General features: G+C 66.4%; 11 protein-coding genes. 10 read left to right on the top strand and 1 reads right to left on the bottom strand.

All coding sequences use genetic code 11. The features are described 5' to 3' along the window. Positions 1-356: 356 nt before the first annotated feature. From U4Y88_RS34640 to U4Y88_RS34650, 3 genes are all read left to right on the top strand, one after another. A complete protein-coding gene (locus U4Y88_RS34640) occupies positions 357-893 on the top strand; it encodes an NUDIX hydrolase (RefSeq protein WP_321789386.1) in 537 nt (178 codons plus the stop codon). A gap of 33 nt (positions 894-926) precedes the next feature. Beyond that, positions 927-2,153 (top strand): tRNA 2-thiouridine(34) synthase MnmA, encoded by a 1,227-nt coding sequence (gene mnmA / locus U4Y88_RS34645; protein ID WP_321789388.1) that lies wholly within the window; start codon positions 927-929, stop codon positions 2,151-2,153. A gap of 271 nt (positions 2,154-2,424) precedes the next feature. Beyond that, positions 2,425-4,032, top strand: coding sequence for an FMN-binding glutamate synthase family protein (locus U4Y88_RS34650; protein ID WP_321789389.1), 1,608 nt, complete (start codon positions 2,425-2,427; stop codon positions 4,030-4,032). A 136-nt stretch (positions 4,033-4,168) separates the two neighbouring features. Here the strand turns inward: U4Y88_RS34650 and U4Y88_RS34655 are convergent, their stop codons facing one another. Beyond that, the gene (locus U4Y88_RS34655) at positions 4,169-4,780 is read right to left on the bottom strand and encodes a glutathione S-transferase C-terminal domain-containing protein (protein WP_321789392.1); all 612 of its coding nucleotides are present in this window, start codon (positions 4,778-4,780) and stop codon (positions 4,169-4,171) included. Between the two features lie 181 nt (positions 4,781-4,961). Between U4Y88_RS34655 and U4Y88_RS34660 the strand changes: the two genes are divergently transcribed. The 7 genes from U4Y88_RS34660 (at position 4,962) to ruvA (ending at position 12,451) form a co-directional block, all read left to right on the top strand. Further along, positions 4,962-6,413 carry an aminopeptidase P N-terminal domain-containing protein gene (locus U4Y88_RS34660; protein WP_321789394.1) on the top strand — a complete coding sequence of 484 codons (1,452 nt, stop codon included), beginning with the start codon at positions 4,962-4,964 and terminating at the stop codon, positions 6,411-6,413. 26 nt (positions 6,414-6,439) lie between these two features. After that, positions 6,440-7,813 carry a UbiH/UbiF/VisC/COQ6 family ubiquinone biosynthesis hydroxylase gene (locus U4Y88_RS34665; protein ID WP_321789396.1) on the top strand — a complete coding sequence of 458 codons (1,374 nt, stop codon included), beginning with the start codon at positions 6,440-6,442 and terminating at the stop codon, positions 7,811-7,813. Positions 7,814-8,060: 247 nt separating this feature from the next. Then, positions 8,061-9,185 (top strand): tRNA dihydrouridine synthase DusB, encoded by a 1,125-nt coding sequence (gene dusB / locus U4Y88_RS34670; protein WP_224005182.1) that lies wholly within the window; start codon positions 8,061-8,063, stop codon positions 9,183-9,185. Beyond that, the gene (locus tag U4Y88_RS34675; RefSeq protein ID WP_065065118.1) at positions 9,182-9,415 is read left to right on the top strand and encodes a Fis family transcriptional regulator; all 234 of its coding nucleotides are present in this window, start codon (positions 9,182-9,184) and stop codon (positions 9,413-9,415) included. Before dusB ends, U4Y88_RS34675 begins: the two co-directional genes overlap by 4 nt. 64 nt (positions 9,416-9,479) lie before the next feature. Then, the gene (purH, locus tag U4Y88_RS34680) at positions 9,480-11,045 is read left to right on the top strand and encodes a bifunctional phosphoribosylaminoimidazolecarboxamide formyltransferase/IMP cyclohydrolase (RefSeq protein ID WP_310632317.1); all 1,566 of its coding nucleotides are present in this window, start codon (positions 9,480-9,482) and stop codon (positions 11,043-11,045) included. A gap of 149 nt (positions 11,046-11,194) precedes the next feature. Beyond that, the gene (gene ruvC, locus U4Y88_RS34685) at positions 11,195-11,737 is read left to right on the top strand and encodes a crossover junction endodeoxyribonuclease RuvC (protein ID WP_224004763.1); all 543 of its coding nucleotides are present in this window, start codon (positions 11,195-11,197) and stop codon (positions 11,735-11,737) included. A gap of 132 nt (positions 11,738-11,869) precedes the next feature. Beyond that, positions 11,870-12,451, top strand: coding sequence for a Holliday junction branch migration protein RuvA (ruvA, locus tag U4Y88_RS34690; protein WP_224004760.1), 582 nt, complete (start codon positions 11,870-11,872; stop codon positions 12,449-12,451). Positions 12,452-12,686: the final 235 nt, after the last annotated feature.

The raw sequence follows: 12,686 nt of genomic DNA on the forward strand, positions 1-12,686 counted from the left end.
GGCCTGCTTCTCTTTCTGATCTGGCTCGAATCGAGCGGAGTAAGGCCGACAAGGCGCGCCGGCACTTATTGCTACGTTTTCAGCGTTCTCAACGTTTTCAAACGGGCAAGGCAACGGCAAACGACGCACCACTTTAACCGAAAGCCGTGACGACTTTGAAGCAGGATTTATCCCTTTTTTTTGCGCTGCACACAAAGCCCCTGCCGTCCGACCGGACGGTTGGCGGCGCGGCCGGCGAGCCCATGCACGCGGCATCGCAAGGCATCCGAAGCACCGGCACGCGCGTGCAACGCTCCCATCGCGCCGACGATCCGGCCCCGGGCAACGTTTGGCGCGTCCCGGTAAAATAGCGGCCCATGAATGATGAAACCTGGGCACCCCACGTCACCGTGGCCGCCGTCGTCGAGCGCGACGGGCGTTTTCTGCTCGTCGAGGAGCACACGGCGAACGGCCTGCGCCTGAACCAGCCCGCCGGCCATCTGGAGGCCGGCGAGACGCTGCACCAAGCGGTCGTGCGCGAAACGCTGGAGGAAACCGCCTACGCATTTGCGCCCGAGGCGCTCGTCGGCATGTACATGACGCACTTCGGCAAGCCGGGCGAGTCCGGCACGACCTATCTGCGCTTCACGTACTGCGGCAGCGTCGCGGCCGAGCCGGAGAATCGCGCGCTCGACCCGGACATCGTCCGCACGTTGTGGATGAGCGTCGACGAGTTGCGCGCCGCGAGCGCGCGCCATCGCACGCCGCTCGTGATGCAATGCGTCGACGATTACCTCGCGGGCAAGCGCACGCCGCTCGATTTCGTGCAGACGCACGCGGTCGGACCGAAGGTCGGCAGCATGGCAAATAGCATGGCAAACAGCGCGGCAAACCCAGTGGGACCCAAAGGCTAAGCGCCGCGATCCGGCGCAACAAGGCAGCAGAAGATGAGCAAACGTAGAGTGGTGGTAGGCATGTCGGGCGGCGTGGATTCGTCGGTGACCGCATGGCTGCTCAAGGAGCAGGGTTACGACGTCGTCGGTCTCTTCATGAAGAACTGGGAAGACGACGACGACGGCGAGTATTGCTCGACGCGTCAGGACTGGATCGACGTGGTGTCGGTCGCCGATTTGATCGGCATCGACGTCGAAGCGGTGAACTTCGCCGCCGAGTACAAGGACCGCGTGTTCGCGGAGTTCCTGCGCGAGTATTCCGCGGGCCGCACGCCGAACCCCGACGTGCTCTGCAACGCCGAGATCAAGTTCAAGGCCTTCCTCGATCACGCGATGACGCTGGGCGCGGAAACCATCGCGACCGGTCATTACGCGCGCGTGCGCCAGAACGAAAGCAACGGCCGCTTCGAGTTGCTGAAGGCGCTCGATCACACCAAGGATCAGTCGTACTTCCTGCATCGTCTGAATCAGGCGCAGCTTTCGAAGACGATGTTTCCGCTCGGCGAAATTCCGAAGACGAAAGTGCGCGAGATCGCCGAGCAGATCGGCCTGCCGAACGCGAAGAAGAAGGATTCGACCGGCATCTGCTTTATCGGCGAACGGCCGTTCCGCGACTTCCTGAACCGCTATCTGCCGACCAAACCCGGCCCGATGATGACGCCCGACGGCAAGACCGTCGGCGAGCATATCGGCCTCGCGTTCTACACGTTCGGGCAGCGCAAGGGCATCGGTCTGGGCGGCAGCAAGGACGGCAGCGGCGATCCGTGGTTCGTCGCGGGCAAGGACATCGCGTCGAACACGCTTTATGTCGTGCAGGGTCACGATCATCCGTGGCTGCTCGCGCACGATCTGCGCGCGGGCAACGTGAGCTGGGTCGCGGGCGAGCCGCCCGCCGAGGGCCACGCCTGCGGCGCGAAGACGCGTTATCGCCAGGCCGACGCGCCCTGCTCGTTCGCGAACGCCAGCGAGTTCGGCGAAGGCCAGTTCTCGCTGCATTTCCCCGACGCGCAATGGGCCGTGACGCCCGGCCAGTCCGCCGTGCTGTATGACGGCGAGGTGTGCCTGGGCGGCGGCATCATCGAAGCGGTCACGACGCTCGAACCGCATGTGCCCGCGGTCCTGCCGCCGGTCGCGCCGAAGAAGAAGCGTTCGCCGCGCAAGAAATCGGCACAGTTTGCCGCCAACGCGAAAGCCGGCGCCACCACCGCCAGCCAGGCTTAAGCGCGCACCCGCGCGCAAGCACCCTGCGCGCGGCGCGTCCTGCGCCGCGCGTGTTTCATCCGACTCTCCCTCTCCTGCCGCCCGCCTCCGCCGATTCTTTCGCGTAGCTTTCCGCGCGCATTTGTCAATGCGACAAATTTGCCCGCCTGACGGCCAGTTTCACGAACTTGCGGCATCATTCGGGCACGCCGCCGCCGTTACCCGGGCGCGGCGAACGCGCGCCGCCCGACCGGCCTGGCGCGACGACACAAGAGATCGAGGAGTCCCCCGAATGTTTTCCCGACGTTACCTCGCCATGTGGTGCGCGGTGCTGCTGCTCGCAGCCTGCGTGATCGCATCGGCGCTCCATCACCTGTCCTGGCTCTGCGCCGTGGTGCCCGCGCTGATCGTCGCGCTCGGCATCTGGGATATGTCCCAGCAGCGCCACGCGATCCTGCGCAATTACCCGCTCTGGGGCCATCTGCGCTTCCTGTTCGAATTCGTCCGGCCTGAAATCCGCCAATACTTCGTCGAAGACGACACCGACGAAAAGCCGTTCTCGCTCGTGCAGCGCAGCGTGGTCTATCAGCGCTCGAAGAACGTCGTCGACAGCCGCCCGTACGGCACCGAACTCGACGTGAAGGCCGTCGGCCACGAGTGGATCAGCCACTCGCTCGCACCGACCAAACTCGACAGCAGCGACTTCCGCGTGCTGGTGGGCGCGACGCGCGAGCAGCCGTATTCGATGTCGCTGTTCAACGTCTCGGCGATGAGCTTCGGCGCGCTGTCCGCGAACGCGATCCGCGCGCTCAACCTGGGCGCGAAAAAAGGCGGCTTCGCGCACGACACGGGCGAAGGCTCGCTCTCGAAATATCACCGCGAGCACGGCGGCGACATCATCTGGGAAATCGCCTCGGGCTACTTCGGCTGCCGCAACGACGACGGCACCTTCAGCGCCGACAAATTCCAGCGCCTCGCTCACGAGCCGCAAGTGAAGATGATCGAGGTGAAGCTCTCGCAAGGCGCGAAGCCGGGCCACGGCGGCATGCTGCTGGCCGCGAAGGTCACGCCCGAAATCGCCGAAACGCGCGGCATTCCGATGGGTCAGGACTGCGTGTCGCCGTCGCGCCATTCGGAGTTCTCCACGCCGCGCGGCCTGCTCGAATTCATCGAGCGCCTGCGCAAGCTCTCGGGCGGCAAGCCGACCGGCTTCAAGCTCTGCATCGGCCATCCGTGGGAATTCTTCGGCATTGCCAAGGCGATGCTCGAAACCGGCATCCTGCCCGACTTCATCGTCGTGGACGGTGCGGAAGGCGGCACGGGCGCGGCGCCGATCGAATTCACCGATCACATCGGCACGCCGCTCCAGGAAGGGCTGCTGCTGGTGCACAACACGCTCGTCGGCATCGGCCTGCGCGACAAGATCAAGATCGGCGCGAGCGGCAAGATCATCACGGCGTTCGACATGGCGCGCACGCTCGCGATCGGCGCGGACTGGGTCAACTCGGCGCGCGGCTTCATGTTCGCGGTGGGCTGCATCCAGGCGCAGAAGTGTCACTCGGACCGCTGCCCGACCGGCGTCGCGACGCAAGACCCCGTGCGTCAGCGCGCGCTCAACGTGCCCGACAAGGGCGAGCGCGTCTACAACTTCCATCGCAACACGCTGCACGCGCTGCAAGAGCTGATTCAGGCCGCGGGCCTCGACAGCCCCGCCGATCTGCGCGCGCATCACATCGTGCGGCGCGTGTCGTCGTATGAAGTGAAGCTGATGTCGGAACTGCTCAAGTATCTGAAGCCCGGCGATCTGCTCGAAGGCCGCTATCGCTATCAGTTGTACGAGAAGTGGTGGCCGGTCGCGCGCAGCGATTCGTTCGCGCCGGAAGTGGAAAAGATCGTCTGATGTTCGTCTGACGATTCGACGATCGATGCGCACGCAACGTTAACCGCGTAGCGTGCGCATGGCGAAAAAAAAGCGCGCAGAGCGAATCTGCGCGCTTTTTTTGTATCCGCGATGTGAGCTTCGCGGGCGTCGGGACTTAGCCTTGCGGCACCGTATCCGCGAACGACGGACGCAGCATCAGCTTCTCGAAGTGACGCGCGAGATTCGGGTACGGCTCGCGCCAGTCGAGTTCCGGCTGACGGAAGTCGAGATAGCCGAGCGCGCAGCCCACGGCGATATCCGCGAGCGTGTAGCGGTTGCCCGCGCACCACGCATTGTTGTCGAGCCCCTTGGCCATCGCCTTCAGGCCTTCCTGAATCTTGCGCTGCTGACGCTCGATCCAGGCTGCGTTGCGCTGCTCGGGCAGACGCTGCGTGCTTTCCGTGCGGATCATCACGGCGGCGTCGAGCATGCCGTCGGCGAGCGCTTCCCAGCACCGCACTTCGACGCGTTCGCGCCCGTTCTGCGGAATCAGCTTGCCGACCGGCGAGCGCATGTCCACGTATTCGCAGATCACGCGCGAATCGAACACCGCCTCGCCGTCCTCCATCACGAGACACGGCACCTTGCCGAGCGGGTTGAAATCGTGGATCGCGGTGTCCTCGCCCCACACGTTCTCAAGCACCAGCTTGTAGTCGATTTTCTTTTCAGCGAGCATGATCCGCGCCTTGCGGACATACGGGCTGCCGAGCGAACCGATAAGTTTCATCGCACCTGCCTTTTCTGGAATCCGGCCGAAGTATACGTTGGATTCACCGAATTCTGACGGATCGACTTCGGCCGTGCAGGATTTTGCCGACACGGGCGCCAACCGAGCGGCCCTCGGCACGCCCCGCGCCGCAGCATCGGGCGGCCCGTCGGACAAAGCCATCAGACGCTACAATCGCACGATGGACACGACCCTCACGGAAAGCGCCTCGGCCGCTTCGCGCGCCGCTGCCGATGCGCCGCGCGGCCCCGACGGCGGCGCCGAGTTGTACCGCGCGCGCCGCGAACGCGTACTCGCCGCGCTGCGCGCGCAAGGCGGCGGCGTGGCGCTGGTGCCGACCGCGCCCGAAGCGCTGCGCAACCGCGACGCCGACTATCCCTATCGGCACGACAGCTATTTCTACTACCTCACCGGCTTCACGGAGCCCGAGGCGCTGCTCGTGCTCGACGCGAACGCGGGCGAGAACCAGCCGTCGTCGATCCTCTTTTGCCGCGCGAAGAACGTCGAGCACGAGACGTGGGAAGGCTTCCGCTTCGGGCCCGACGGCGCGCGCGAGGCGTTCGGCTTCGATGCCGCGCTGCCCTTCGACGACCTCGACGCACAGATCCCGCGTCTGATCGCGAACCGGCCCGCGCTGCATTACGCGCTCGCGGCGTCGGAGCGCTTCGACGGCCAGGTGAAACGCTGGATCGATGCCGTGCGCGCGCAGGCCCGTGGCGGCACGACCGCGCCCGCCGCCGCGTACGACCTGGTTCCGCTGCTCGACGACATGCGCCTCATCAAGGACACGCACGAGCTCGACACCATGCGCCGCGCCGCGAGGATTTCCGCGCAGGCGCACGTGCGCGCGATGCAGGCGTGCCGCCCCGGCATGCACGAATACGAGATCGAAGCCGAGCTGCTCTACACGTTCCGCAAGCACGGCGCGCAGGCGCCCGCCTACGGCTCGATCGTCGCCGCGGGCGCGAACGCGTGCGTGCTGCACTATCCGGCGGGCAACGCCGTGGCGCGCGAGGGCGACCTGATCCTGATCGACGCCGCGTGCGAGCTGAACGGCTATGCCTCCGACATCACGCGCACGTTTCCCGCGAGCGGGCGCTTCACGAGCGCGCAGCGCGAGCTGTACGACATCGTGCTGGCCGCGCAGCAGGCCGCCATCGACGCCACGCGCGCGGGCGTGAACTTCGAGGCGCCGCACGACGCCGCCGTGCGCGTGCTCGCGCAAGGGCTGCTCGACACCGGCATCCTCGACAAGACGCGTTTCGACTCGGTCGACAAAGTGATCGCCGAACGCGCCTACGCGCGCTTCTACATGCACCGCACGGGCCACTGGCTCGGCATGGACGTGCACGACGTGGGCGATTACCGCGAGCGCGGCGCGAAAAGCGCGGGCGCGCAAGCCGACGCGCCGCCGCCGTGGCGCACGTTGCGCGCGGGCATGACGCTGACGATCGAGCCCGGCCTCTACGTGCGCGCGGCCGAGGACGTGCCCGAGCGCTACTGGGACATCGGCATCCGTATCGAGGACGACGCGATCGTCACCGAAACCGGCTGCGAGCTGATCACGCGCGACGTGCCCGTTAACGCCGACGAAATCGAAGCCCTGATGCAGGACGCGCGCCGCGGCGCGTGAGCACGACGAGAACCGACAGAACCACTATGAACGCAGCGACCGATCATCCGACGCACGCCGAACGCGCGCCCTACGACTACGACGTGATCATCGTCGGCGCGGGGCCGGTGGGGCTCGCGCTCGCGGGCTGGCTGGCCCGACGCAGCGCGACGTCGCAGCTTTCGGTCGCGCTGATCGACGCGCGCGAACCCGAGGACAGCGCGGGCGACCCGCGCGCGATCGCCGTCTCGCAGGGCAGCCGCACGCTGCTGCAGGCGCTCGCGTGGCCGCAGGACGCAACGCCGATCGAGCGCATCCACGTCTCGCAGCGCGGTCACTTCGGACGCACGCTGATCGACCGTCACGATTACGCGTTGCCCGCGCTCGGCTACGTCGCGCGTTACGGCGCGATCGTGCAGTCGCTCGCGCACGCGCTCAAGGCGGTCTTGCCCGGCTCGCGCGTGCACTGGCTGCATCACACGCACGCGCACGAACCCACGGTCGATCACGACGGCGTCACGCTGCCGGTGGAGAGCGCGGGCGTCGTGCGCACGCTGCGCGCGCGCATTCTCGTGAACGCGGAAGGCGGCTTGTACCGCGCGCAATCGGAGCGCAAGGCGAAGCAGCAAGCGTCGGAAACGGCCGATGAAATCGATGCCGGCGAAGTCGATACCGACGAAGTTGATGCCGATAAATCCGGTGCCGATGCGGCCAGCGCAGCACAAAATCCGCAGCAAAACCCGCAGCAAGCCCCGCGCGCCGCGACGCAAAAACGCACGCGCGATTACGGCCAGACGGCGCTCGTCGGCGTGGTGACGGCCTCGGCGCCGCAGCCGCACGTGGCCTGGGAGCGCTTCACCGAAGAAGGTCCGATCGCGCTGCTGCCGATGGGCGGCGTGCGCGGCGCCGACTACGCGCTCGTGTGGTGCAGCGCGCCGGCCGAAGCCGAACGCCGCGCCGCGCTCTCCGACGCCGATTTCCTCGCCGAACTCGGCGCGGCGTTCGGCGCACGCATGGGCCGCTTCACGCAGATCCACGGACGCGCGTCGTTTCCGCTCGGACTCACGGCGCTCGACACGCTGGTGTCGGGCCAAAGCCGCATCGCGGCAGTCGGCAATGCGGCGCAGACGCTGCATCCGGTCGCGGGACAAGGCCTCAATCTCGGTCTGCGCGACGCCCACGCGCTCGCCGACGCGCTCGCGCAACACGGCGCCACGCCGCACGCGCTCGCCGATTTCGCGGGCCGCCGCGCGCTCGACCGCCGCCTGACGATCGGCGCCACCGACACGCTCGCGCGCCTGTTCACCATCGATTTCCCGCCGCTCGCGACGCTGCGCGGCCTCGCGCTGACGGCGCTCGAATTCGTGCCGCCCGTGAAGGCGGCGCTCGCGCGGCAGATGATGTTCGGGCAGCGGAGTTGAGGCGGCACAACGCCCGCCGCTGAACTTCACATCAGGGTCGAATCGCATAAAAAATAACGCGCCCGGGCGCACCTGCCCGGTTCGCGCCGCCCCGATTCCATCAACGCCCCCGCCACACCAGGGTCCGCGACTCGAGCCCCCGCATCTCGTTAACGCTAAAATACGCGTTTCCCCTTTTGAGCCGCCGCGCCGCCTGCTTCGACCACTGTCGGAGCCAACCGGGCGCGCCGCTGCATTTTCGCGCGTCATGTCCACATCCGGGTCCAACATCGGCCTAAGTGCCGGCCTAAACAACGGCCTCACCATCGGCCGTCACAGCCTGCGTAACAACCTGTTCGTCGCTCCCATGGCGGGCGTCACGGACCGGCCGTTCCGCCAGTTGTGCAAGCGTCTCGGCGCGGGCTACGCCGTGTCGGAAATGGTCGCGTCGAACGCGCAGCTCTGGAAAAGCGAAAAGACCATGCGCCGCGCCAACCACGCGGGCGAGGTCGAACCCATTTCCGTGCAGATCGCGGGCGCCGACCCGCAGATGATGGCCGAAGCGGCGCGGTATAACGTCGCAAACGGCGCGCAGATCATCGACATCAACATGGGCTGCCCGGCGAAAAAGGTCTGTAACGTGGCCGCGGGCTCCGCGCTGCTGCAAAACGAGCCGCTCGTCGCGCGCATCGTCAAGGCCGTCGTCGAGGCCGTGGGCGTGGGGCCGGATGCCGTGCCCGTCACGCTCAAGATCCGCACGGGCTGGGACCGCGACAACCGCAACGCGCTCACCATCGCGCGCATCGCCGAGGAAAGCGGCATCTCCATGCTGACCGTGCACGGCCGCACGCGCGCCGACCTCTATCACGGCGACGCGGAGTACGAAACGATCGCCGCCGTGAAGGCCGCCGCGCGCATTCCGGTCGTCGCCAACGGCGACATCCGCACGCCGCAGAAGGCGCAGCACGTGCTCGCCGTCACCGGCGCCGACGCCATCATGATCGGCCGCGCGGCGCAGGGGCGTCCGTGGCTGTTCCGCGAAATCGAGCATTTCCTCGCCACCGGCGAGCTGCTGCCGTCGCCGCGCGTGGACGAAATCCAGACCATCATGAATGAGCATCTGGAGGACCACTACGCGTTTTATGGCGAGTTTACGGGCGTGCGTACTGCGCGCAAGCATATCGGCTGGTACACTCGCGGCCTTTGCGGCGCCAATACCTTCCGGCACCGCATGAATACGCTGGACACCACGCGCGAACAACTCGCCGCCGTCAACCAGTTCTTCGACGAGCAGAAGGCCGTATCCGACCGTCTCGTCTACGTCGACGAGGAAAACGGCGCGGAAGGCGAGCAAAACGGCGGGCGCGAACCAACCGATCGACTGGCAGCATGAGCAAGCACAACATCGAACAATCCGTCCGCGAGAGTCTGGGCATGTATTTCCAGGACCTCGACGGCTCCAATCCGCACGACGTCTACGAAATGGTGATGGCGTGCGTCGAAAAACCGATGCTCGAGGTGGTGCTCGAGCAGGCCGGCGGCAACCAGTCGCTGGCCGCCGAGTACCTCGGCATCAACCGCAATACGCTGCGCAAGAAGCTCCAGCAGCACGGCCTGCTGTAACGGCCGTCGCCCGCATTCCGCTTCCGGCGCTCACTCCTCGATCTCTCGGCAACTCTCCCCCATCATGATCAAGCAAGCGCTCATCTCCGTTTCCGACAAGTCAGGCATCGTCGACTTCGCGAAATCGCTGTCGGACCTCGGCGTCAAGATCCTTTCGACCGGCGGCACCGCGAAACTGCTCGCGGACGCGGGCCTGCCCGTGACCGAAGTCGCCGACTACACCGGCTTCCCGGAAATGCTCGATGGGCGCGTGAAGACGCTGCATCCGAAGGTCCACGGCGGCATCCTCGCGCGCCGCGACCTGCCGGAGCACATGGCCGCGCTCGAAAAGCACGACATCCCGACGATCGACCTGCTGGTCGTGAACCTCTACCCGTTCGTCCAGACGATCTCGAAGGAAGAGTGCTCGCTGGAAGACGCGATCGAGAACATCGACATCGGCGGCCCGACCATGCTGCGCTCGGCGGCGAAGAATCATCGCGACGTCACCGTCGTGGTCGATCCGACCGACTACGCGAAGGTGCTCGAAGAGATGCGCGCGAACGGCAATAGCGTTGGCTACGCCACGAACTTCCGCCTCGCGACCAAGGTGTTCGCGCACACGGCGCAGTACGACGGCGCGATCACGAACTACCTGACGAGCCTGACCGACGCGCTGGAGCACAAGTCGCGCAACGCCTACCCGGCCACGCTGAACATCGCGTTCGACAAGGTCCAGGATCTGCGCTACGGCGAGAACCCGCACCAGAGCGCCGCGTTCTACCGCGACATCGCGACGCCCGCCGGCGCGCTCGCGAACTACACGCAGCTCCAGGGCAAGGAACTCTCGTACAACAACATCGCCGACTCCGACGCGGCCTGGGAATGCGTGAAGACCTTCGACGCGCCCGCCTGCGTGATCGTCAAGCATGCGAACCCGTGCGGCGTGGCTGTCGGCGCCGACGCGCTCGAAGCCTATTCGAAGGCGTTCCAGACCGATCCGACCTCGGCGTTCGGCGGCATCATCGCCTTCAACCGCGAAGTCGACGAAGCCGCGGCGCAAGCCGTGTCGAAGCAGTTCGTCGAAGTGCTGATCGCCCCGTCGTTCTCGGACGCGGCCAAGGCCGTGTTCGCGGCGAAGCAGAACGTGCGTCTGCTCGAAATCGCGCTCGGCGAAGGCCATAACGCGTTCGATCTGAAGCGCGTGGGCGGCGGCCTGCTGGTGCAGTCGCTCGACTCGAAGAACGTGCAGCCGCACGAACTGCGCGTCGTCACGAAGCGTCACCCGACGCCGAAGGAAATGGACGATCTGCTGTTCGCCTGGCGCGTCGCGAAGTTCGTGAAGTCGAACGCCATCGTGTTCTGCGCGAACGGCATGACGATGGGCGTGGGCGCGGGCCAGATGAGCCGCGTGGACTCGGCGCGCATCGCCAGCATCAAGGCGGAAAACGCAGGTCTGAAGCTCGCGGGTTCGGCTGTGGCGTCGGATGCGTTCTTCCCGTTCCGTGACGGCCTCGACGTCGTGGTCAACGCAGGCGCGACCTGCGTGATCCAGCCGGGCGGCTCGATGCGCGACGACGAAGTGATCGCCGCCGCCGACGAGCACAACATCGCCATGGTGATGACGGGCATCCGCCACTTCCGTCACTGATCGGCACGCATTGAACATGCGAAAGCCCGCTGGACTGTGCGTCCAGCGGGCTTTTTCTTTGCGGCCTCAGCCGGCCGCCCCGCGCATGGCTCGCGGCATCGCCGTCATTCGTTGTACCATCCGAAACACACTCGTTTTTCCCGCATTTCATGAGAATTCTCGGCATCGACCCCGGCTTGCGCGTCACGGGCTTCGGCGTGATCGAACGTCACGGCCACACGCTCTCCTACGTCGCGAGCGGCGTCATCCGTACCGCCGATGCCGATCTACCGACGCGCCTGGGCACCATCTTCGAAGGCGTTTCGACGCTGATCCGCCAGCACGCGCCCGATCAGGCCGCGATCGAAAAGGTCTTCGTCAACGTCAATCCGCAGTCGACGCTGCTGCTCGGCCAGGCGCGCGGCGCGGCCATCTGCGGGCTCGTCTCGGGCGGCGTGCCGGTGGCCGAATACACCGCGCTGCAGCTCAAGCAGGCCGTGGTCGGCTACGGCCGCGCGACCAAGGAGCAGATGCAGCAGATGGTCGTGCGCCTGCTGAACCTCACCGGCACGCCGGGCACCGACGCCGCCGACGCGCTCGGCATGGCGATCTGTCACGCCCACGGCGGCGACACGCTCGCGACGCTCGGCGGCATTGCGCCCGCGCTCGCGAAAAAGGGCGTGCGCGTGCGTCGCGGGCGCTTGATCGGTTGATCTGATCGGTTGATCGGTTCACTCGCTTGATCGGCCAATCGCGCCGGTAAATCCTGGCCGGACGGCTAAGGTTGGCCGCACGCGCGCCGCGCTCCGCTACACTCTGCGCTTTCCCTCATCACTGAATCCGCCATGATCGGTCGCATTGCCGGCGTACTGCTGGAAAAGAACCCGCCGCACCTGCTCATCGACTGCAACGGCGTCGGCTACGAAGTCGACGTGCCGATGAGCACGTTCTACAACCTGCCCAGCAACGGCGAAAAAGTCGTGCTGCTCACGCAGATGATCGTGCGCGAAGACGCGCATCTGCTGTTCGGCTTTGCCACGATCGAAGAACGCTCGACGTTCCGCGAACTGCTCAAGATCACCGGCGTCGGCGCGCGCATGGCGCTCGCAGTGCTTTCGGGCATGAGCGTGAACGACCTCGCGCAAGCGGTCTCCATGCAGGATTCCGCGCGCCTCACGCGCGTGCCCGGCATCGGCAAGAAAACGGCCGAACGTCTGCTGCTCGAACTCAAGGGCAAGCTCGGCGCCGACCTGGGCGCGATGGCTGCTGCGGCGTCGCCGTCCGATCACGCGAGCGACATCCTCAACGCGCTGCTCGCGCTCGGCTATTCGGAAAAGGAAGGCGTCGCGGCGATCAAGAACGTGCCGGCCGGTACGGGCGTCTCCGAAGGCATCAAGCTCGCGCTCAAGGTGCTGTCGAAGGTTTGAGCGGTGCTCGCGCGCGCGGCACGTTGGGTTCGGCAACGCCCTGCTCGGCTCCGCGCGGCACGCGAGGTTCGGCGTGGCGGGCGTGGACTGGTGCGGCAGCGCTCCGCTTCGCGCAATACAGCGCTTCTCGGCACACCAGATCGCGCGAAGCACCGCGTCAGACGCTGCGCGTGGCGCATCGCGTAACACGCAGTGTGGCGCACAGTCTTGCGCACTACGCTGGCTGTTAGTTGCG

Origin of the sequence: Paraburkholderia sp. J94 (genome assembly GCF_905220285.1) — a bacterium.
Taxonomy (GTDB): domain Bacteria; phylum Pseudomonadota; class Gammaproteobacteria; order Burkholderiales; family Burkholderiaceae; genus Paraburkholderia; species Paraburkholderia tropica_A.

Coding starts and splice junctions, on each gene's coding strand:
- U4Y88_RS34640 (WP_321789386.1), top strand. CDS start 357: ATGAATGATGAAACCTGGGCACCCCACGTCACCGTGGCCGCCGTCGTC.
- mnmA (WP_321789388.1), top strand. CDS start 927: ATGAGCAAACGTAGAGTGGTGGTAGGCATGTCGGGCGGCGTGGATTCG.
- U4Y88_RS34650 (WP_321789389.1), top strand. CDS start 2,425: ATGTTTTCCCGACGTTACCTCGCCATGTGGTGCGCGGTGCTGCTGCTC.
- U4Y88_RS34655 (WP_321789392.1), bottom strand. CDS start 4,780: ATGAAACTTATCGGTTCGCTCGGCAGCCCGTATGTCCGCAAGGCGCGG.
- U4Y88_RS34660 (WP_321789394.1), top strand. CDS start 4,962: ATGGACACGACCCTCACGGAAAGCGCCTCGGCCGCTTCGCGCGCCGCT.
- U4Y88_RS34665 (WP_321789396.1), top strand. CDS start 6,440: ATGAACGCAGCGACCGATCATCCGACGCACGCCGAACGCGCGCCCTAC.
- dusB (WP_224005182.1), top strand. CDS start 8,061: ATGTCCACATCCGGGTCCAACATCGGCCTAAGTGCCGGCCTAAACAAC.
- U4Y88_RS34675 (WP_065065118.1), top strand. CDS start 9,182: ATGAGCAAGCACAACATCGAACAATCCGTCCGCGAGAGTCTGGGCATG.
- purH (WP_310632317.1), top strand. CDS start 9,480: ATGATCAAGCAAGCGCTCATCTCCGTTTCCGACAAGTCAGGCATCGTC.
- ruvC (WP_224004763.1), top strand. CDS start 11,195: ATGAGAATTCTCGGCATCGACCCCGGCTTGCGCGTCACGGGCTTCGGC.
- ruvA (WP_224004760.1), top strand. CDS start 11,870: ATGATCGGTCGCATTGCCGGCGTACTGCTGGAAAAGAACCCGCCGCAC.